We start from the raw sequence: 20573 nt of genomic DNA, 5'->3' as shown, positions 1-20573 counted from the left end.
GCACGGGCGGGAACCCGGGAGCCTGGCGGCAGCAAAGCCAACCCCGGGTTCCACCGGGAGGTGTCCAGCCGCAACGGCCAAGTTACATCCCTTCGCCCGGTTCAAGTCCTCAACCTTGACTGTGGAGAACTGCCATGCAACTCGCTTCCTCTTTCCATTACGGCTCCCCGATGCTGCGCGCGGACTCGCCCCTCTCAGACCATCAGATTCGCCGCATTGCCCCGTCCATATTCGCCGAAGGGAAGCACGAAAGCCGCTCCGAGCGCTACACCTACATTCCCACCATCGAGGTGCTGCGCGGCCTACGCAACGAAGGCTTTCAGCCGTTCATGATCTGCCAGACCCGCGTGCGCGATGAGGGCAAGCGCGAATTCACCAAGCATATGCTCCGGCTGCGCCATGCGGATCAGATCACCGGCGAGGAAGCCGACGAAATTGTGATGCTGAACTCGCACGACGGCACGAGTAGTTATCAGATGCTCGCAGGCACCTTCCGGTTTGTGTGCCAAAACGGCATGGTCGCCGGCGACAACATCGCCGATATCCGCGTGCCGCATAAAGGCAACGTCGTCCAGAACGTAATCAACGGTGCGTTCGACGTGCTCGATGGCTTCGACTTGATCCGCGAGCAGAAGGATGGCATGCGCGCTGTGACGCTCGACCACGACGAGCAACACGCGTTCGCCCGCTCCGCCCTCGCGTTGCGCTACGACCCGACCGACACCGAAGCCCCCGCCCCCATCACGGACAGTCAACTGCTCGCCCCGCGTCGCTTCGAGGATCGCCGCGACGACCTTTGGACCGTCTTTAACCGCGTGCAGGAAAACCTCACGAAGGGCGGGCTGCACGGCCGCTCGCGCTCCGGCCGCTCCATGTCCACGCGTCCGATCACCGGCATCGACCAGAACGTGAAGCTCAACCGCGCGCTGTGGATGCTCGCCGACGCCATGCGCCAGATGAAGGCGTAGCGACTTCGGGGTGGCGCACTCACGCCGCCCCGCCTCGCCGCGTTCGCGTCGTGACGCCCGCCGGGTCACGTCCTGACGCATTCACACCGCAATGGCCCGGCGCCTTCTTTTTCACTTTCCGGAGTCGATCATGCAAGCCCAAAATGTCGAAACCGTCACTGCCGCCGTTGACGCTGCCGAACCCGCAACCCTGCTCGAAACGAATTTCGGCGACGAGCAGCCAGTAGTAATCGTGCCGTATTCGAGCCTGCGGCGCTCACCGCTGAACGTCCGCACGAAGCCCCTCGCTGGCATCGCGGGACTCGCGGCCAACATCCGCGCAAAGGGGTTGCTGCAAAACCTCGTCGTCCATGAAATCAAGGGCTCGCGCGGGAAACACCGCAAGTACGGTGTCTGCGCGGGCCAGCGCCGGAAAGCCGCACTCGATTTGTTGTTCGAGCAGAAGCACATCACAGCCGCTTATCCGGTGCCCGTGCGGATCGTAAGCGAAGGCGAAGCGCTCGCCATTTCGCTGATCGAGAACAGTGAGCGCGAGGGGCTGGATCCATTCGACGTGCTGCGTGCATACCGGATGCTGGCCGAGGAAGGGAGAAGCGTCGATTACATCGCCGCGCTCTTTTCCGCCTCGCCCATCACGGTCAAACGGCGCATGAAGCTCGCCAACGTGTCGCCCAAGCTGCTCGCGCTGCTGCGCGAGGACGCAATCACGCTAGACCAACTGTCCGCGCTCGCCCTCGCGGATGACCACGAAACGCAGGAACGTCTCTGGTTTGAGGCAAATGAGTGGCAGCGTCAACCGCATTATTTGCGGCAGGCGATCACCCGCGCCGAGATCGACGCGAGCCGAAGCCGTCTAGTGCGTTTCGTTGGCCTCGCCGCCTATGAGGCAGCGGGTGGGTATGTGCGTCGTGACCTGTTCAGTGACGACGAAAACGCGGGCTACATTGCCGACGCCGACCTGCTACAACACTTGGTTGCGCAGAAGCTCGACGTAGCCGCCGAGGAAGTCCGTGCCGAAGGCTGGGGTTGGGTCGAAACGCGTGTCGAGCGCGACGTGCTGGAATTGAATCGCTACGGAAAATTGCAACCGCTCCATCGCCCCTACACTCAGGATGAGCAGCGCGAAATCGACGCGCTTACGGCGCAGCACGACGAACTGGTTGAAAAGCTCGACGCGATGTCGGAGGACGATGAAAACGCCTACGAAGAAGCCGAACGCCTCGACGCAGAAATCGAGCGGATGAATGCCGCAATCATGGCAATTGAAAGCCACGCTGTCGTGTGGGATACGTCGCAAATGGCCGAGTCTGGCGCATACGTGATCGTCGGTCCGCAGGGCGAACTCACCGTCGAGCGGGGCCTCGTGCGGCGCGAGAATAGCGCGGCACTGGACGCGGCAGGCGCGACCATCACCGGTACGCCCGAAGCCGAAGCCCCGAACGCAGCGGGAGCACCGGCTCCGAAGGTTAAACCGGTCCACAGCGCGAAGCTCTGTCAGCGGCTGACCGCGCACCGCACCGCAGCCATCCATGCGGAACTGGTCGCACAGCCCGCCGTTGCACTCGCAGCGCTGCTCCGACACCTGATCCCGCAGGCGCTGCCCGAGCACTATGGCTATACATCCGCGCCGGACTATCTGACACTGTCCGCAGAAAACAATCATGACCATCTACTGAGGGCGGCAGACGACCTGACGGAGAGCCCAGCATGGGGCACTATCGAAGCACAGCGCGCACGGTGGGTCGAGGAACTGCCGGCGAAACGATCCGACCTGCTCCCTTGGCTGATTCAGCAAGACTCCGGCACGACGCTACTTGATCTGCTCGCCTTCTGTACCGGTACGCTGCTCGATGGCATCGCGGGCGAGGAAAAGCCGCTTGCCATCAATGCGCTCGCGGAGGCGCTGAACCTCGATATGGCCAAGTACTGGAGGCCAACTCGCGCCACGTACTTCGACCATGTCAGCAAGGCTCGCATCGCGGAAGTCGTATCCGCCGCCGTGTCACCCAAAGTGGCTGCCGACTTCGTAAAGATGAAGAAGGCCGACGCCGCTGCCGCCGCCGAACTGCGCCTCGCCAACGTCGCATGGCTCCCGGAAATCCTCACCGACCGCGAAACCCTGGCCATGCAGTCATGGGTTGTCCGCGAGGACAACGAGGATGAGGACGATGCGGGTACCGAGGAAGATGGCGGCGATGCGGAGGGTGACGACGATACCGATGCTGAGTCGGGTACTGGCGACGGCGACAAGCATGTCAACAACACGCCTTGCCCGGAAGCGCCTTCCGCTACAGACACCGAGCAGCCGCCCTGGCCCTTCCCGACTACCGCTCCGCTGAACTCGGCGCAAGCTGACTCGCGCACCGCGTAGCATAGCCACCGTGCCTCAGAGCGCGACAGAGCAGACGGCAGCGCCCCTTACGGCCTGCCGTCTGCGTGCCGGACCTGCACGGCACGACAGTCCGCGCCTGCCCCGTGGCCTCCGATCCACCAGCCTGTGCCCGAGGCGACAACCAGTAGCAGACAAAGCAGGGCACCCCCAACCAGCAATAACCGATGCATCGAGCGCGCAAAACCTTTTCCCATTTGTGTCGCCATTGCCTCCATCCGCGCCGCCGACGCCTCGACCGTCCGCTCAAATGTGCTGATGGTGTCGTCCAATCGCTCACGTTGCTCGCGTGCCGAAGTCGCCGCCGCACCAATCAGCCGGTTGCCTGCCACGCGCGATACCCGATTCGCCATCCGTTCGATCAAGTCCGTCATCGCCGCCTCATTCACGCTCGCCAACGCTGCCCGATACCGCACTTCATGTTCCTGTATCAGGTTTTCCGCCAGTTCGATCGTCGCCTTGCATCGCTCGAGCGCATCCTGATGTTGCTGCATCAATGCGTCGGTCGCCCCGCCGACTTCCCGGCGCGCGGCTTCGAGGCTCCCCTCACTTGCCCATCGGATACGTTCGGGCATAGCCTCGTACAGCCGTGCATAGTATTCGAGCACAGCAATCATCGCCCATAGCGCATCGTTGTCACGTAGATTCAGAGCACCGGACACCCGGCGCATGCGAGCCAGGCTGGCTTCTTCCGGAACATCGCCCGACACCTCACAAAATAGGCGGATCAGTGGATCGATGGTTCTCGACTGCCTATTGCTCATGGTCCGGGCCATTGGTGCTAATCACCTTGGAGAACATGGCGTCGCACAACTCACGCCAACGGAACAGCTCCGCGCGCTGACCGATTTGCATTGTCTCGGCCGCCTTGCGGATCGAGATACGTTGACTGCGCAGCTCGTCGGCAACACGATCGGCAAGATCAGGGAAATCAAGCGAACGGCCCTTCATTTCAATCGACTTACGAAGCTGCGATTCCTGATACAGCGCGAACTTGTCGGGCGTGCCGAAGTAACCGTTGCGAACGACGTGCGTTAACGTATCGGGGAACGTCTGCGCGAATATGTGCAGCAACTCCAGACTGTCGCGCTGCCTGTTGATCACCCACAGCACGACGAGTTGTCGCCCCAGTTCTTCGAGCGTCCGGGCCAGTGTCCCGCCATATCGGGCCACTCCCGTTTGATTGCGCGCTGCTGTGTTCACGATAACGGCTGCGCCCCGGTGCGCATCGCAAAAGTTGACGAAGCCGATCCAGCCGTCCGCATCGTCGAGATCGTACGCTGCGCATTTCATCTCATCCCGAAGCGCTTTCATGACATCAGGATTGGACGTATCCGTTTCGACCAGAACTGCGTGCGTGTCCCTTCGCTGCAGGTGGTCTGCGAGAGCGAGCGTCACCATGCTTTTGCCTACGCCGCCCTTGCTACCCCCGACCAGATAAATGGGTTGGGTCGCATCCATGCTCAACTTCCTCCTACAGGTTTTCGATATCAGGTCTGATCTCAAACGAGAAGGCGTCCTGAATCTGCATCGATCCCGGCTGATTTACGCCCCTTTCCCTTTGTTGTCGTGCGTCGTCGCGGGCATTGCCTGCTCGCTTTCCCGCCTTTCTTCGACCCACCGGTTGTTGTCCTCTGCCCCCGCCTCGCGTATCGGTTACCTCGGCGTTCCCATCGGAAGGCGCTGGACGATACAGCGCATATTTGATTGCGCCGATGGTGACGTCGATCCCTTTCCGCTCGGCCTCCTGGACGATCTCTTCGAGCGTATAGCCCTTCGCCTGCGTCGCCGCGATCTGCACGCGCTTCTCTTTCATCGCGTCGCTGACCGTGACGCGTTGTTCATTCCTGGGTTTCTCAGGCAATGCTTCGAGCGTGCGGAAAAAGTCGTCCCACTGCGCCCGCGTATAGCTCTTTGCACCCCGCACGATTCGCTCCCATACGTCACCGTCGAGATCATCATGCGAATCAACAAAAGGCACGTCAATACCGGGTCTGGCGCGCATTCGGCAGTTTCGGAAGCGCTTGGAATGCTTCGGAAATAGACGGAATAGAAAAATTTTTTGTCGGACTTTCCAAGCGAACAACTTCGAAGATCGAGGCGCGCAGAATGGAACGCGGGGCTCTGCAACCTATTCCAGGGCGATCGGCAACAACGGCTGTTGCATGCCGCGAACTACGGTCGCTCGACATGTGACCTCCGAGGATGAAGCCAACGAACGCTAACGTTCGCGCTCGCAGACGTTATGGCGCACCGATACGATTGTTTATCCGCACATCGCAAACCGTGCCGCTGGAGCGAGCCGACATCTGGCTGCAACCAATCGGACTATGACTGCCGATTGATGCGACGCGAGGGAGCGCCCTCTCCGATTCCTGGCCAAGAACCCCCGAACTGTTGCGCCAAACGGAACGAACTCGCTGTGCCGACCTCACAAACTTGGCTCGACCAGCCGACTCCCCCAGACCCGAGGCACGAGCAGACTTTACTGCTGGTGGGCTAACGGAATGGCGCGAATGACCTCACAGACCCGAGGGGCAGACTTAACGGAAAGCGTCCAGCTAAGCAACGGAAAAACGATATTGCAAAAGTAATGGCAGGATAGGCTTGCGCCGGTTTTAGGCGCACACTTCAGGCGAGGTGCAGCCTGTGCTGAGTTAGAACGGGGTGGACGCTCCTGCCAGCTGATTGCCAACTTGTAGAGGTTTCAGAAGATCAAGTCTTCCCGGACCAAGTGGCGTACATCCGTATGAAAGGTTGGCATTGCGGTGTACCTCCTCACAGGGCGGATGAATACCTGAACTCGGAAATCCAATGGCGGGCATCCATGTCAAGAGCGCCCATTCCAGTTCTCCAGCCTTGGCGTATGCCTTTCTGGACGCTCGTGAGCTCGCTCAATACCAAGCGACCGACGCTCCTCCAACTTGTTCTTCAGTGCCTCGTCAGAGATCTTGGTCAGGTTCAAGAACCTGAGAATTATTTCATACGTGTGCCAATGCTTAGGAGGTGCCCTTTCAACCATGACATCAATCAGCTCGGCAGCCTTGGACGTTAGCAGCGAGCGTGAGGTTGACGGATCTCCCCCGTTACTCAGCAATTGCAGCAAGACACCAAGCAGTTCCCGCAGTGCAAAGTCCTCAGCGAAGTGCGATAAGAACTTCTCGCGCTGCGACTCGGGAATCCAGCTCTCGTGCTCCTCCAAGGAATCAAGAGCATTGGGCGCCAAGGCCGCCATCCGGGAAAGCCAATCCGACTTCATCTCATCGCTGACAGGAAGACCAAAGAGCGCCTCCCACACCTCCTGCATGAAGTCGCCAGAGGTATGCCGCTTGCGCTCGAGTAATAGGCCTGCCAAGCGCTCTGCTTGTTCCGGCCCGAGTTCACGTGCGACCTCAGCCAACTCCGCGGGCTTACCGATGAACGACAGCCACTCCCAAGCCACAGTGAACATGGTGTGCCCCGGTAACCGAACGACTCTTCGAAGAATCGCGTTCCACGCAGTGTTTCGCGATCCGTGGGCACCAACGTAGTAAATGACAGGATGGTGGCCGGTGAAAACCTGCACGCAGGCAGCAAACAATTGGGACGGCAGTCTGTTGAGAATTGCTTCTGGCGACGATTCCAGGTCGATTCCTTCGGGAAGCAGTGCCGCTTGAATTTCAGCCGGAACCGCGGAGCGTGTCAGAGCGGCTGCTTTCAGCCAAACCTCGTCTAACGCTCTCGTCGTCAGATGCTGAAGCAAGCGCGTACGCTCTTTAGTTGAGAGGTCGCCCCAAGCATCCACGAGATCCGATACCACCCGGATTCGACTGGCAGTGCCCGGCAGAGCAAGCAGTCTTTCAATACGCGCCTCTCTTTCCCCAGATTCGCTCGAGACGCCGGACATCAAGATGTGTGATACGCCGAGAATGTAGTCGCTTGGGGTGCCGGACAGCGAGTACTGCTGAACAAGCTCTATCCAACGGTCCACAATTTCCAGCAAGCTCTGCAGGGAGATATTTCCAATGGCTTGATCCATCACGTCATACAGACGCTCGTCTCTGAAGGATACCCCCGGTGGGAGCTGTTGAAGAACTCTCGGCATGAGAGCTTCGAGCAGCGCCCATGGGGTATCCTGACCTCCAAACTCGTCGCGAGCAATGACTACTAGGTCATCGATAAGAACAGCAGCTGAAACTGGCGAGTCTGCCATCGCTCGCAGCCCACTAGTCAGAGCGCCACGTCGCTCGTCATCACAGAAAGGCCAGGCCGCCACAACGCCCTGATACGCAGCCCGTGTAACCGCGGGGTGCTGTTCGCTGAAGATACGCTGCAGCAGATGTTGGTCATTACTGCGAGGCTGGCTCAGCCACAGGCGCACAACGGGTGCACGGACCATCGACACGTCAAAGCTGAGAAGTCGGGCGGTCATCTGCGAAGTCAATCGGCTCGGCGACTCCTCCAGAAAAGTGACGACCTTTGCAGCATCCCGAATTGAGAGCGGATCAGGTCGAGCGCTGTCCAAGAGTTCCAACGCACCGTTAACCTCTGTCGCAGAAGCCACTGCTGGGAATGCGTCGACCTCCAACGAATCCGCAAATGTAGCTGCAGGGATCCGAGGTTGATCACCCGACCATTCAACATATGGAAGCTCCATCATAGTCACGCTACGAACCCACACCGACACGTCAGACTGCAGTTCGACAGGTAGCGAAGCCAGTCTCCTTACGAGGAACTCGAAGCATAGATCACGCACCACAGGGAAAATTGAGCGCAGCCCACGGATAGCAAGGTCAACTACTCCCTGTCGGCCTTCTTGGCTATCCAGATTTTGATGGATCCAGCCAAGGTTTGTAGCAGCCGCACGTGCCGCGTCAGCGTCGATAGTAAATAGAGCCCTCCCCAAGAGAGAAAGCGCCGCTTCCGTCGACCGGGACGTAGCTGCATCTATAAGTGACTCAGCACTTGCCCGATAGAACGGATGGCTGAACGTATAACGCCGAGACGTCACGCTCACCATCCGGCGAAGTTCGAGCTGTTCCAAAGAATCACTTTGATGGGCTGACAAGACCGGCAGAGGGACATAGCTGGGAGGCGGGGCCGGCGAGGCAGTCGAGGTTTGACCAAACGAACTCATGATGGCGCGAACGTCTGATTCGCCAGGACGATCGACCCGTCCATCATCCAAAATGAATGCTAACTCGGGCTCCGCAATCAGCAACGCCGGCGTTGAGGCAACTGCCAGCGCGCTCATGAGCGGCGCAAGTTGTTCCCGCCGAAGCGCGCTGCCCAGGGATTTTGAGTCCTGGCGCGCGTAGCGGATCACCTCTTCGAGCGGAGCCGCTACATCCAACCTATCATGGTTAGCAGCGAGATACACGAGGCAGCCCGGCTCGAGGTCCAGCTGCCCAGCCTGTATAGCATCTTCGACCTGAGCTTTCAAACCTGCGGGAACAGCATAATCAGTCGCCGACATGTCCCAAAGAGCGCTCAGAAAGTTTGCACTCCCGATTCCCATCTCCACCCACGATAACTTGCCTATGCGGATTTGATCGATGAATTTGTATCTAGAGACTTCAAGTAGCCGGTCTTGGGCTTGAGAAACGATGAGGCGTCTACCATTCCCCAGTTTCGGAATCAGCGCGCCAAGCAATATCAACTCTCGAGATGCGTAATCTGAGGCGTGTGCTCCTCCCAGCGGATCGTCTACGAGCGCTACTCGGTTACCCGCCACTGGCTCGCACAAGTAGCGATCCGCCTCGGCAATGTCGGAGCAGACCCTAACGCTGTAACCTTGATTCTGCAATGAGGAAGCGAGGCTACGAGCGCAAGAACTCTTGCCTACCCGAGGTGCTCCAGTGAGAAGGAGTGCAGAGTCTCTCGCCAGTTGGGACAGCAATGCCTTCTCCTCACCTCTGGGAACATACGATGCTGCCACCAAAGGATCCGCAGCAGTTCCAGACGCAATAACGTTTTTCACTTCCAGCATCACATCGACGCCGGTCCGCTTCTCGCGTACGATTATCTCGGTAATGCGCCTCGTTACCTCCTCAACACGATCTGGAACTACTCGATGACGAGAAACTAGTTCGTCCCGAATGCGTCGCAAAACTTCCGGCTCATCGAGCTGCTCCGCAATAAGTACTCGCTGAAGCGATGTCTTCAGCACAGTCGTCGAGGTAATCGATAGTAGCCTTCCGACGTGTGCTCGACGCTTCTTGGCCAGTTCTTTGTCTGCGGTCGGCGTCGCGTTGGCGTAGTTTTGCAGACCGGCCCGCATCGCGCGCTCTGTTTGAATCGTCACAGAGCCCTTTTTTACTTCTGTTGTATATGGAGATAGCTCTACAGCATGAGACATGACCTCATCATTGCATCGACCGCTGGCCACAAAAAGCACCGACTTCTTTTGGTCAGCGATAAGCCTTTCCAGAAGTGAACCGCTGTGGTCACGATCCGGAAAGTGCGCAAGCCAATCGGCCAGCACGTCCTGAGTGACGCGCACGTCCGCACCTTTGACCTGAACCTCCAAAGTTCGGACGGTGACGCCATCGGGCAGGGTCAGCAGAGCATCTTCACCATCCTTCGGCTCGACCTGAAGTGAAACTTCAGTATTGCCGGATCCAAGCACTGCTAGCAGCGCACAAACATGATCTTGCAGCCGGTACTTAAGTTGCCCAATGATTTCAATCGACATAACTCGTCGTCGAAACGACGCCTCCCACATCGGTTAGTTGCCGCAATGTCCATCGGGATGTACCCGCAGCGCCTCCTCGCTATGACACCTCAAACCCATAAGAGGTCCGTGCGAGCCGCAATATTTTAGAGCACTCGGATGCTGACGGCAGAGAACCATCAGGCGAACGGGCCACCCGCATTGTGTTGCCGCGGCCGGATCACAAATGTCTCGCTCAACGCTGCATTGGCAGGTCCCTTAGTAATCGGCTTATAACGCCGTAGCGCAATCGAGCAGAAAATGCCTACGGCACCCCACTTGTTCTATTTTCGCTCATAATTTAGGCAATACCACCTGCAGGAATAGCGGAGACGGGAATGGCCAGTGAAACAGGGAGTGAACTGAACGCTCCAATCGAATTCGATCATCGCGACGTGATGGAGCCGCGGTTTCGTTTGGAGGTCGCTGCCGCCGGCGATATCCCATGCAGAGACCTGTACTTGCAGACGTTCGCCCGGTCCGAATCAAACTCCGACGTGTGGGTATCACTTCCGGAAAGCGACTGGCACTTGCTTGCGCGGATCTCCCCGGAAAAGATCGTCACCTACCCAGTCCATACGAATCCCCATGCTCAACGCTATCTGAGTCCCAGGCACGGGCGTTTCGCGACGCTAGTCTACCAGCGCGTCGAGGACGAGTTATTACCCGATAGCGCAGACGACGCGGTCGCACTTATCGAATCACGGCAACCTTGGCGGGTCTTCAACGAATGCATATTTGGTTTGGGTCTAAAGGATGAACTTGACACTGTCTGGCAGAGCCTCGCTGCACTGCCAGACGTCGACATCATCGTCATTAATGATGGAATCACTCAGGTCATTGATCAAGCAGTCTGGATTACGGAAGACGATTTGGACGCTCTGCGACGTGCATTCGATAGAGCGAAACGCGGCCAGCGTGAGCGTGTCAAGTTGGCAAAGAAGACACACGTACGAAATGCTCTTCTTTCTCGATTGAATCCAGAACGATTCCCGCCCATTGTCGAGGTCAGCTCAACTGGTCGGTTGGTGCAAGTGCGACTGGATCGAATGCGCCCGTCAATTGCCGTCGCCCGCTCTGAGAGAAGATCAACCGTCCGAGCCGTTCGCGCCAACGTGGAGCTGCTCGCGGCGGAAGCGCCCGGCGAGCTGATGGCGCTGCACGCCGAAATTGAGCGAGTGACCCTCGTCAATATGATCGAAAGGTACGAGAGCATGTTGCAGCAATCACTCCCTGAAGGACGTTGGCAACGGTTCTTCGAGAACAACGTCTTCATCCTAACCATGCTCTTTGCTCGGCCGGTACGCCTCTTACATACCCAGTTCCATGCTCAAGGGTCAAACCTCGATGGTTCAGGGGCTCAGGTGGGCGACTTCCTTTTGGGTGGAGAAGGCCAATCATTAGCAATCGTCGAAATCAAAAGGCCAACTACTGCGCTGATGCTCAATGCGCCCTATCGGAATAGGGAAGTTTATGGCCCCAGTGCCGATCTCAGCGGCGCGGTTACGCAGGTTCTCTACCAGCAAAGCATGCTTCACAGCAACTGGTTGGTCCATCGTGTGAGTCCTGTACTACAGGCATCGCGGCCCGACGCAACCAAGTGCGTCGTCATCGCGGGAATTACACCGACTGATGAAACGCAACTTCGCAGCTTTGAAATTTTCCGGAATGCCTGCAAAAACGTAGAAGTGGTGACCTTCGACGAGCTGCTCGGTAAATTGCGATTGCTCCTGAGCCACCTTTCGCCCCAGGAGGCCGCACCTAACCCAGTTCCCTTCTAGCTCTTTAGGCTGTTGACAAGCGCGCTCCTTCTGGACTTGTACGACCGACCACTGGAGGGTGACAAGACGAGCCCGCAGAGCATCGAATCGATATGCTGCGATATGATATTGATCCAGCAGCGGCTAAGCCACTGGCGGAGGACTTTTCATATCGACAGAGATTAGCCCGCTGCCGACCGAAGGCTATCCGCTCCAGTGTTCTCATGGCCGCGCAAAGGCATCAAATTCCAGGTCATTGCATTCTTGATACGACCATATATATTGAATGAAGCGGCCGATGCGAGTTGCTCGCAATCCAGCTTTTCTGATCGTTGAAAACGCAAAGGATGAGGCCGGACGCCCGGAGAGCGCTCCATGGAATTTCTGAAAATAGCCATCACCCTCGGTACCGTCGTCGGGATTGCCAAGGGCATTCAGCTCTTCAGCCACCGTTGCCGGCGCCGCTTTGGCTATCGCCTGTTCACGAAGCGAAGATTCTGGCTCGCCGCTATCGGCATCAATTTCCTGTGGTGGGGATTCTATGCGTGGGGAACTGCATACATGCACCATGACGCGCAATCAGGCGGCATCATCCTCATGGGAATGGGACTGGCCGCAATCGCGTGGCTGATCTACGAAAACATCCGGGACACCGACGTCCTTCATGGCTCGGGTGGTTCGGCGCTCCAGCTCGTGCTGTTTTTCCCGCTGGCGATTTACGGCGTCCCGATGCTTCTGATCGCCATACTTTTTCTGCTCTTCCTCACGTTCAAGGCCGGCCCTGCCGCATGGTTCGCCGACTCGTAGATTCCAGGCTACGCCGGATGGTCCACAGGGACAGGACGAGGCTATCGCTTGACTCCCCGCGCATCAGAACAGACCCGCCGTATCGTCGGCCCTGTTCCATCTATAAAGAATCAGCTCCCCGCTCGGCGCAGTGCCTGTCGAACCGCCGACCGTGTACTGGATCTCGGTCCGCTCATAATCGAGTCCGACGAATACATGCCGCATATCCGGATAATCGTTCACCGTCAGGATCGCGCGCCCCTTGATCTCTCTCATCACGGCAGCCATCCGTTCATACTGCTCGATACCGAACGGCACGCCGTACCCTTCGGTCTCCGAGTACGGCGGATCGAGGAAGAAGAACGTGTGTGACCGATCGTACCGGCTGATGCACACCTGCCAGTCCAGCTTTTCGATATAGGCGCCAGACAGACGGAGATGCGCCGCCGACAGCGTTTCCTCGAGACGCATCAGATTGAGTCCGGGTGGTGAAGTCGTGGCTGTGCCGAAACTGCGTCCCTCTACACGACCGCCAAAGCAGTTCTGCTGCAGGTAATAGAGACGCGCCGCACGCTGGATGTCCGTCAGTGTCTCGGGCGGCGTATCGTTCAGCCACTTGAATACCTGCCGGCTACTCAAGGCCCATTTGAATTGACGGATAAACTCCTCGGGATGGTGCTGTACGACGCGATACAGGTTGATGAGATCGTCATTGACGTCGTTCAACACCTCGACTTCCGCCGGCGACCGCAGGAAGAACAACGCCGCAGCACCCGCAAATACCTCGACGTAACATGTATGCGGCGGGAAACGCGGAATCAGGATATCGGCCAGGCGTCGCTTGCCACCAATCCACGGCACGATAGGTATGGCCATCCTGCCCTCCCGGCGTCAACGTTCCACGTCCGGCGCAGCACCGTCTGACCGCACTCCAGCTTCCGGCGCCTGCGACCCCGGCTCGCGCCGTGCATCCGGCGCGCGTTCCGAAACCGGCCGGTCTCGCTGCACAGGCATGCCACCGACGAAATACGCCATCTCGACCGCCATCGCGCGATCCTCGCGCGCACGCGATCTCGCCATCGCATAGGCCATCTCCCTCCAGGCGGCAAATACGCCGCCGTGCGCAATCCACCCCGCGTCGCGCTGCGTATCGATCGGCAGCGGTTTCCAGTACCTCGGTGTCTCCCCGCGCGCAACCATGTGCACCACTGCAGGTTTCGGATAACGCTGCGTCACGCCACGCGCACGACGAGGCGTCGCATTCGCCTCGACGCCGTGCTCACGCAGTTGTTCCGCGAAACGCTCCCGCCACCGCTGCAGATCCTTGTGACGCGGATTCAGGCGACGTCCATCCGGGCCGCGCACCTGCACGCTCAGATGCACATGCGGATGTGCCTCGTCGTCGTGCGCTGCGAAAACATACGCGCGTCCATCACCGAACTCCTGTGCCGCAAAGGCCCGCGCCGCGTCGCGCACGGCCTGCCGGTCCGTGGCCGGCGGCATTGACAGCAGGATGTTCAATACTTCACGGCGCGTGCTGCTCTCCGGGATGCCCCATCCGCCGAGCTGCCAGGCTTTCGTGAGATCGCGCAACGCGTCGGCGCCGCTAACACGGTCGCCGTTTTGGTCCTCCAGCTCGATCCGGCCATTACGGGAGATGTAACGCAGATGCCGGCGCACAGCAGCCATGCCCTGCGCGCTGGCAGCCTTGTTCGTGATCTTGACCATCACCTCCGGCGTGCGCCTGAGCGTGCGCGCGATCTGGGCGCGCATGCGTGCGGCTTCGTCACGGATATCGATGTGTGAGAGTCGCGCGGCACGCGCGTGTCGCAGCGGTTCCTGGAACAACCGGTCGCCCCAGTTCACGAGCATCGCGTCGATGTAGATTTTCGGGTAAGGCATGTCAGCGGCTCCATCGATCGAGGTTCGCGCGGATGACAGCGGAGGTCGCGCGCAGGTGCGCGTCGATCCGGTCCCGCATGTCCGCCCAGTCCGGCATCCGTTCGCTCCCGGTCGATCCGTTCCCATGCGTTCGCACAAGCTGGCCCAGCAAGCGATTGATACCGGCAAGCTGCTTACTGGACTCCGACAGCGCGCGCATCTCGTGTTCGCCGAGCTGCGGCTCACGCGTCAACTGCGCGCGCACCAGCGACACGATCCAGCGGTTGCCGCTCAGGCCTGATGCCGTCGCCCGCTGCTCGACGGCGGCCAGCTCCACCGCCGTCAGGCGAATTTCAATGCGGGTACGCGGCTCGCCAACAACGGGCCTGGCCAGATCTGGATTGGCCGTAACGGATTGCGCGCCATCGTCATCGCGTATCGCAGCCACGATCAACTGACGCGCACCCTCGCCTGCCGTCAGACCACGCCGGGCGCACCAGTCGTCCCAGCGCAGCCTGATCGCACCGAGTTCAACGCACAGGCGCTCGCGCACAACCACGATCCACCTCAGCGCGACGGAGACGAAAGCGACGGTTCGGCCGGCGTCCGGTCGATCTCGGGAGCCGGGGCACGTTCCGGCGACGAACGCCGGCGCTGATCGCGACCCGATGGCGCTTTCGGATCGAACACCTTGGGCGTAGGAACAGGCGTGCCGTCGTTACTGAACGCGACCAGCAGGCGTTCGGCGCGCTGCCGTACACGGGCAATCGAGCGATCGCTGAAGCCCTGTTCGCGCATGGCTGTCGCCAGCACAGCCAGGTGCATAACCGAGTCGTTTTCCTGACGCGGTGCCGCGCGGCGACGACGCGACTCATGTTGGGTGACAGGCGCAGTTCGCGAATCGACGGTACTCACGTCGCCATCCGGCCGATTGTCCCCTTCCGGCGAAGCAGCAGCCTCCCGGCTGCGCTGCGCGGCCTCGACCTGCCAGGTGTTCCGGTAAACGTCCTTGTCCTCCTCGCCGATCACGTTTCCCGCGCCATCGAAGACCGGCACGCGCACGGTCACGAGTCGCCTGCCGAGATTTTCGAGCACCACCGGCTGCCCGATGCCAGCACTGGATTCGCGGATGGCGCGCTCGAGATCGACACCCCATACCGCCTGATCGACGCCCGCCTGATCGCGGAACACCACGTAATACGAGTCGCTACGCGCGGGGTTATGCAGATACGGCGCACTACCATGTTCGAGCAACTGGCCGACATACCGCCGTGGCGCGTCGGGCTCATCGCCCGCAGTGCTTCGATCAGCGGTAGCATGCGGCACCGAAACGGCGTCACGTCGGGGAGCGGCTGGCGAGGTTCCGTTGGCGGCAACGGCGGGAGCAACTGGCTGAGCGTCCGCGGGTGCACGATTCGGATCGCTGCGCCCCTGTGCTCCTGAAGCAGCGGTCGCAGTAACATCGGCCGCGACCTCGATGCGATTGTCCAGCCGCGCCTGCCGGGCATCGGCGAGACGGGCCAGGTCGGCCGCCTTCGGCTCGTATCCGCTGACGTCGATGCCGAGCAGCGTCGCCTGCAGCCAGACCTCGCTGCGAAACGCCTCGTGGCCCGACACGCGGATGCGCTGCCACGATTTCGCATGTGCCATGTCGACCATCGACTCGACCACGTCCGGCCGGTTGTGCTCGGTGACAAGGTACGGCCCCAGATCCTCGAACGCGAGCTGGTACGGCGCATCCTTCAGGAAATACTGGTTACCCGCGCGCAGGTAGCGCTTGCTCACACGCTCCGGCGGCCGGTCAAGCGGCGCGTGCCCTCGATCCGCCTCCTGCTGCGACTCAGTAGGCGCCTGCGCACCCGCCTGCGTCGATGCACCGCGATCGTCACCCATGGCCTGATCACGCAGCCTCGCGCGCGCAGCATCGAACTCGCGCCTACGCCGTGCGGACACCGCGTCCATCGCGGCCGTATCGAGCGGCTCCCGATGATCGTTTGATGGAGCCGGCCCGCCGCTACCCTGCACATCTTGCTCGATCACGTTGATGACCGGATCGGCCTCTGGAGCCGAAGCTGTCTGCGCCATGTCGTCACCTCACATATTCAAAACGCTTCCGTCCGGTACCGCCCTGCGATGGCTTACCGGTCAGGCTCCGTACCCGCCTCGCGCGATGCACCCGGCTCCCTCGACTTCTCCAGCGCCTCCGTGCGCAGTTCGCGGATGCGTGCCCATGACCTAGCCTGCAACTGGTCGAGCATCCCTTCGAGATTGGGACTGAAGTTCAGCTCCTGCGCCGACTTCTTCAGCGAACGCACGGCCCGATCCAGCAGATCGCGGGCACGGTCCCACGGATAGACCTTCGCGTGACTGCCGTCGTAGCCGACCTGTAGCTCAGAGCCGTTGAGCCGTGCGTTCTCATTCATCCATTTCAAGCGCTCGGAAACAAACGTCATTTCGGTCTTGCGGTGGAACACAACGCTGCGCGTCGCGACCTCCTGGATCAGGTAGTGCTCCGTGTTGAACACCTCGCCACGGTAGGGGCCGCCGTTCTCGCGCGGCGTCCCCATCCTGAGCGGCGAGCCGAACCGGTGCTCGGCAAGCGCCCGGACTTCGCTGGGCACGTCGCTGATGGCAAATAGGGGGTCGCCCACCGGCGGGCGAGACGGAGGAAATCGCGAAGGATGTGTGCCCGGAGCGTCGGCCGCCGGCGATGCCGCAGCCGGCGGATCCGCTGGCGCCGCCGCAGACACCCCTTCGCCGGTGACCGACACATCCGGCTCAGCCAACTTCGACGCACTGCGTTTCGATGACCGGCGACGAGGACTGCCTCCGTCATCGGCCAGTAGTTTTTCCTTGACGTTGCTCATCTCTCCGCCCTCCTCATGCTCGCCCATCCCAAACACGGTCACGCCCGACACGGCAGGGACATCCAGTCTCGGCTCGCTGCTGGTTTTCGCGATGGCACGCACGACTTCACGCAGGTGTGCGCCGACCGCATCGAAGCCCGAAAGCACGGCCATGTCGCTGAAATCGTTCGGCACCTTGTCGTCGATGCGCGCGTCGTCAGCAAACTGCGGCCAGGCCAGATGTGCCTTCGCGGCTTCTGCTGCCTGATGCGCCTGCGCCTCGCCGCGCCCCAGTTCACCCAGGACGATGAGATCCGCATCGGGATATCGTTCGCGCAAACCTGTCGCCACCAGCGACAGATTCCCGCTCGAAAGCGCTGCCACCGCGAACCAGCCTGTCGCATGTGAGGCAGACAAGGCCGTCGCCATACCCTCGGCGATCAGGATCAGCGACGACTCGCCAGCCGGTACCAGTGCCGGCTCGGTCATCCAGTAACCGCCCTTCTTTACGCCGCCGGCCAGCGACGACTTCAGCCCCTGCTCGTCGATCAGCTCCAGCGTCGAGATCGGCCCGTTCCAGACCGGCACGAGCAGCACGCGCCCGGCGAGCGTTTCCTCCTCGCTGGCCGGCGCATAGCCGAGCAGCGCGCGCAGCTCCAGCGCATCCAGCTCGCGCAACGTGTCAATCGGCTGGAGGCGCTTGCGTTCGAGATACGGATGGGCCGGCCCGACCGGACGCGCCCAGTCCCAGATCGACGCCGCCTCGCGGGCAACGGCCGCATGGCGCGCCTCGCGCCGTGCAGATTCACGCTCGCGCTGCGCGAGCACGTCGGCGGACGGCGCGAGCACGGCGGTCATCTGGTCCGGGTAATGCGCGCGCCGGAGATCAAAGCCATGCTGACGTGCATGCCAGAACAGCGTGGACAGGGTCTTGCCGCCCGATGCGCTCGCTGAGCGCCACGTTGTACGGGCCGCACGCTCGTTATAGTTGGCGGCCGTGCGACTCCACGCATCCCAGATCTCGAAGCCTTCATCACCGAAACCGTGCTTGAGCGCGAACGCCATGTCGACCCAGGTCCCGTAGTCGTCCGCCGGAATCACGGCAAGCGCGGCACGCGCGCGATCAGCCTCGTTCACATAGGGCGTCGTCATGGCCGGGCTCCCGTGGCATGTGAACCCACTTGCGAGCCAGGCCGGGCAGCACGCCGGGCCGGCTCAACGAAATCCAGTTCACCCACATCGAGATCGTCCGCGCTCAGGTGGCGCCTTGCCTGCACCACCTTGCGGGCCGGCACACCCAGGAACATGAAGTGCCGTTCCACATAAGCGACGGCGTCGTCCTCGCTGATGTCGGCCAGATCCGGCGGCAGGTCGCGCGGGTCCCATGCCTGCAGCACCTCGAGATATTCGGGCGGCAGATGGATCAGCCCCGCACCATCCGGATCGATCTCGTCCGGTTGCAGGTCGCGCAGCCGGCGCTCGGACACGGCGATGAAGTGGTCCAGGTTCATTGCAGGCACCGCGGGTGCGGACATCACGCGCGAGGCAAACTCCGGATCACGCCAGTAGCAGATCTTGTCGGCCAGGATCGGTTTGGTGTTTTCGAGCACGATGATTTCCTTCCCGCGCCCCAGTTCCTTCAGTTCCTGCGGTAACAGCAACGGCCGGCGCTGCTCGGACACGCTCTCGCTCGATCCACCCCGGCCGCCGAAGATCGCGTTCGAACGACTGACGCTGCGCGACTGGTCAGTGAACGTGCCGAGCATTTCCGAATAGTCGTTGGCATCCTTCTGCTCGCGTGGCGCATAGAGAATCTGCATCGCGTGGTTCGTGATGAAGGTGCGGGCATCGGCCCGTCCGTAGACCGATTCGAGCTGCGCGATCGACTGCACAATCGACAGCAGCCGCAGGTTGTAACCCGCCATATAGGCCACCGCGCGCGAGAGAATATGGATCTTGCCGATTGCCGTCATCTCGTCGAGCAGCAGCAGACACTGAAACCGGAGCGTGGGATCGGCCTCGGGCAACTGCTTCGTGTTCAGGTTGATTACCTGCGAAAACAGCAGGTTCACGATCAGTGCTGCTTCTGACAGATGATCGGGCGTCACGCCGATATAGACGGAAATACGGCGCCGCCGCAGATCGCGCGGATCGAAATCGTTCGCGCTCGTCGCCGCGTCGACCACCGGATTGGCCCAGATCGTCAGCGGCGCATTGAAGGTGGCGAGCACGCTCGCCAGCACCTTGTCGTCGTTCGACAGGAAACGGTTCAGCGCGTCGATACACTGCCCTGACAGCAGATCGCGATGCTGGACCAGCGCGCGCTGCAGGTACGTCTTGACCGGCATGCCGTTGCCCGACGACTGCCGCAGCACCTCGCCTATCGTGACCGGATAGTTCGGGACCGACGCGCCCTTGCCGGCACGGCGCGCGTCGCGCCACTCGCACAACAGCAGCACGATGGCAAGGAAGAGGTTACGCGCCTGGTCCTTCCAGAAGTCGTCGTGACCACCGGGCGGATATAGTGCGTAGCCGATCGCCAGAATGTCGCCAACGCGGAACAGCCCGTCCGAAATCGCCGAGAGCGGGTTGTAGCGATGCGTGCGGCCATCCTCGGCGAACGGATTAAAGAGGTACACCTCCTGCCCGTTCGCGCGCCGGAAGCCTGCCGTGATGGCGTAGTTCTCCTGCTTCACGTCGAGCACCACGACCGAATCGGGGAAACTGAGCAGGTTCGGGATCACGATGCCGACGCCCTTGCCCGAGCGAGCGGGTGCCGCCAGCAGCACGAACTGCTGGCCGGTAAAGCGCAGGTAACGGCCACGCCACACGCCGACGACAATCGGTGGCGAGGTGCCGAGGTGTGCAGGTATCGTCATAGCAACCCCGCCCGGCGGATTTCCGCCTCGCTCGCAAAGCGCGCGCTGCCGTAGAGACGGCGCCGGCCCGAGCGCTCCCACAATGCGTGCAGGCCGAACACCGGACCGCCGAACGGCAGCAGCACGCCAAAGAGCGCGGCACCCGCGAGCTTGCGACCGGCATTCGGCATCAGGCCGTGCCGCCAGGCCAGCAGCGCGTCGAGCCAGCCGGCCAGACCCGCGTGCAGCGGGTTGATCCGCAGGCTGGCGTACAGGAAGAACGACGCGAGCCAGAGCGACGCCACCAGCCCGCCAAGAAGGCCGGCGAGCACGATCAGCGTTATGACAGCCGTCCGGATACGTTGCATCTCGTGCGAAGATGTCTGGACCATTG

General features: G+C 60.9%; 15 protein-coding genes. 4 read left to right on the top strand and 11 right to left on the bottom strand.

Translation table 11 applies throughout. From position 1 onward, the window contains the following. The first annotated feature begins 134 nt into the window (after window positions 1-134). Both WT97_RS18835 and WT97_RS18830 read left to right on the top strand, forming a co-directional pair. Window positions 135-968 (top strand): DUF932 domain-containing protein, encoded by an 834-nt coding sequence (locus tag WT97_RS18835; protein WP_060354058.1) that lies wholly within the window; start codon window positions 135-137, stop codon window positions 966-968. Between the two features lie 130 nt (window positions 969-1098). Further along, the gene (locus WT97_RS18830) at window positions 1099-3339 is read left to right on the top strand and encodes a ParB/RepB/Spo0J family partition protein (protein WP_060354095.1); all 2241 of its coding nucleotides are present in this window, start codon (window positions 1099-1101) and stop codon (window positions 3337-3339) included. A gap of 47 nt (window positions 3340-3386) precedes the next feature. On the opposite strand, the gene WT97_RS18825 is transcribed toward WT97_RS18830, so the two are convergent. The 4 genes from WT97_RS18825 to WT97_RS18810 all read right to left on the bottom strand — a co-directional run bounded on the left by WT97_RS18825 (window position 3387) and on the right by WT97_RS18810 (window position 10030). Further along, on the bottom strand, window positions 3387-4121 hold the full coding sequence (locus WT97_RS18825) for a hypothetical protein (protein ID WP_060354094.1): 735 nt from the start codon (window positions 4119-4121) through the stop codon (window positions 3387-3389). Further along, window positions 4111-4818 carry a P-loop NTPase gene (locus WT97_RS18820; RefSeq protein ID WP_060354057.1) on the bottom strand — a complete coding sequence of 236 codons (708 nt, stop codon included), beginning with the start codon at window positions 4816-4818 and terminating at the stop codon, window positions 4111-4113. Before WT97_RS18820 ends, WT97_RS18825 begins: the two co-directional genes overlap by 11 nt. Before the next feature lie 13 nt (window positions 4819-4831). Continuing rightward, a complete protein-coding gene (locus WT97_RS18815) occupies window positions 4832-5362 on the bottom strand; it encodes a hypothetical protein (protein ID WP_257128522.1) in 531 nt (176 codons plus the stop codon). An 825-nt stretch (window positions 5363-6187) separates the two neighbouring features. Next, complete coding sequence (locus WT97_RS18810; protein WP_060354056.1) at window positions 6188-10030, bottom strand: hypothetical protein; 3843 nt, start codon at window positions 10028-10030, stop codon at window positions 6188-6190. 356 nt (window positions 10031-10386) lie between these two features. Between WT97_RS18810 and WT97_RS18805 the strand changes: the two genes are divergently transcribed. Together WT97_RS18805 and WT97_RS18800 are read left to right on the top strand one after the other, a co-directional pair. Continuing rightward, complete coding sequence (locus WT97_RS18805; protein ID WP_060354055.1) at window positions 10387-11829, top strand: Shedu immune nuclease family protein; 1443 nt, start codon at window positions 10387-10389, stop codon at window positions 11827-11829. A gap of 354 nt (window positions 11830-12183) precedes the next feature. Beyond that, window positions 12184-12615: a hypothetical protein gene (locus WT97_RS18800; protein ID WP_060354054.1), complete on the top strand. Its 432-nt coding sequence runs from the start codon at window positions 12184-12186 to the stop codon at window positions 12613-12615. 63 nt (window positions 12616-12678) lie between these two features. Here the strand turns inward: WT97_RS18800 and WT97_RS18795 are convergent, their stop codons facing one another. Genes WT97_RS18795 through WT97_RS18765 form a run of 7 tightly spaced genes read right to left on the bottom strand, consistent with a single transcriptional unit; the run spans window position 12679 to window position 20571 of the window. After that, the gene (locus tag WT97_RS18795) at window positions 12679-13470 is read right to left on the bottom strand and encodes a DNA adenine methylase (RefSeq protein ID WP_060354053.1); all 792 of its coding nucleotides are present in this window, start codon (window positions 13468-13470) and stop codon (window positions 12679-12681) included. 15 nt (window positions 13471-13485) lie between these two features. After that, a complete protein-coding gene (locus WT97_RS18790; protein WP_060354052.1) occupies window positions 13486-14496 on the bottom strand; it encodes a relaxase/mobilization nuclease domain-containing protein in 1011 nt (336 codons plus the stop codon). A 1-nt stretch (window position 14497) separates the two neighbouring features. Beyond that, window positions 14498-15028, bottom strand: coding sequence for a plasmid stabilization protein (locus WT97_RS18785; RefSeq protein ID WP_306640879.1), 531 nt, complete (start codon window positions 15026-15028; stop codon window positions 14498-14500). A 14-nt stretch (window positions 15029-15042) separates the two neighbouring features. After that, complete coding sequence (locus tag WT97_RS18780) at window positions 15043-16560, bottom strand: LPD7 domain-containing protein (RefSeq protein WP_060354050.1); 1518 nt, start codon at window positions 16558-16560, stop codon at window positions 15043-15045. A 53-nt stretch (window positions 16561-16613) separates the two neighbouring features. Next, on the bottom strand, window positions 16614-18473 hold the full coding sequence (locus WT97_RS18775; protein WP_060354049.1) for a PriCT-2 domain-containing protein: 1860 nt from the start codon (window positions 18471-18473) through the stop codon (window positions 16614-16616). Next, window positions 18470-20200, bottom strand: coding sequence for a type IV secretory system conjugative DNA transfer family protein (locus WT97_RS18770; protein ID WP_060354048.1), 1731 nt, complete (start codon window positions 20198-20200; stop codon window positions 18470-18472). Before WT97_RS18770 ends, WT97_RS18775 begins: the two co-directional genes overlap by 4 nt. Then, window positions 20197-20571, bottom strand: a complete 375-nt coding sequence (locus tag WT97_RS18765) for a hypothetical protein (RefSeq protein ID WP_060354047.1) — start codon at window positions 20569-20571, stop codon at window positions 20197-20199. Before WT97_RS18765 ends, WT97_RS18770 begins: the two co-directional genes overlap by 4 nt. Window positions 20572-20573: the final 2 nt, after the last annotated feature.

Source organism: Burkholderia sp. MSMB1459WGS, assembly GCF_001534535.1.
Taxonomy (GTDB): domain Bacteria; phylum Pseudomonadota; class Gammaproteobacteria; order Burkholderiales; family Burkholderiaceae; genus Burkholderia.
The sequence above is the reverse complement of the archived record's forward strand: the minus strand, read 5'-3'. Positions and strand labels throughout refer to the sequence as shown.

Bases quoted from the DNA above. Each gene is read 5' to 3' on its own strand.
- WT97_RS18835 (WP_060354058.1), top strand. From the start codon at position 135: ATGCAACTCGCTTCCTCTTTCCATTACGGCTCCCCGATGCTGCGCGCG.
- WT97_RS18830 (WP_060354095.1), top strand. From the start codon at position 1,099: ATGCAAGCCCAAAATGTCGAAACCGTCACTGCCGCCGTTGACGCTGCC.
- WT97_RS18825 (WP_060354094.1), bottom strand. From the start codon at position 4,121: ATGAGCAATAGGCAGTCGAGAACCATCGATCCACTGATCCGCCTATTT.
- WT97_RS18820 (WP_060354057.1), bottom strand. From the start codon at position 4,818: ATGGATGCGACCCAACCCATTTATCTGGTCGGGGGTAGCAAGGGCGGC.
- WT97_RS18815 (WP_257128522.1), bottom strand. From the start codon at position 5,362: ATGCGCGCCAGACCCGGTATTGACGTGCCTTTTGTTGATTCGCATGAT.
- WT97_RS18810 (WP_060354056.1), bottom strand. From the start codon at position 10,030: ATGTCGATTGAAATCATTGGGCAACTTAAGTACCGGCTGCAAGATCAT.
- WT97_RS18805 (WP_060354055.1), top strand. From the start codon at position 10,387: ATGGCCAGTGAAACAGGGAGTGAACTGAACGCTCCAATCGAATTCGAT.
- WT97_RS18800 (WP_060354054.1), top strand. From the start codon at position 12,184: ATGGAATTTCTGAAAATAGCCATCACCCTCGGTACCGTCGTCGGGATT.
- WT97_RS18795 (WP_060354053.1), bottom strand. From the start codon at position 13,470: ATGGCCATACCTATCGTGCCGTGGATTGGTGGCAAGCGACGCCTGGCC.
- WT97_RS18790 (WP_060354052.1), bottom strand. From the start codon at position 14,496: ATGCCTTACCCGAAAATCTACATCGACGCGATGCTCGTGAACTGGGGC.
- WT97_RS18780 (WP_060354050.1), bottom strand. From the start codon at position 16,560: ATGGCGCAGACAGCTTCGGCTCCAGAGGCCGATCCGGTCATCAACGTG.
- WT97_RS18775 (WP_060354049.1), bottom strand. From the start codon at position 18,473: ATGACGACGCCCTATGTGAACGAGGCTGATCGCGCGCGTGCCGCGCTT.
- WT97_RS18770 (WP_060354048.1), bottom strand. From the start codon at position 20,200: ATGACGATACCTGCACACCTCGGCACCTCGCCACCGATTGTCGTCGGC.
- WT97_RS18765 (WP_060354047.1), bottom strand. From the start codon at position 20,571: ATGGTCCAGACATCTTCGCACGAGATGCAACGTATCCGGACGGCTGTC.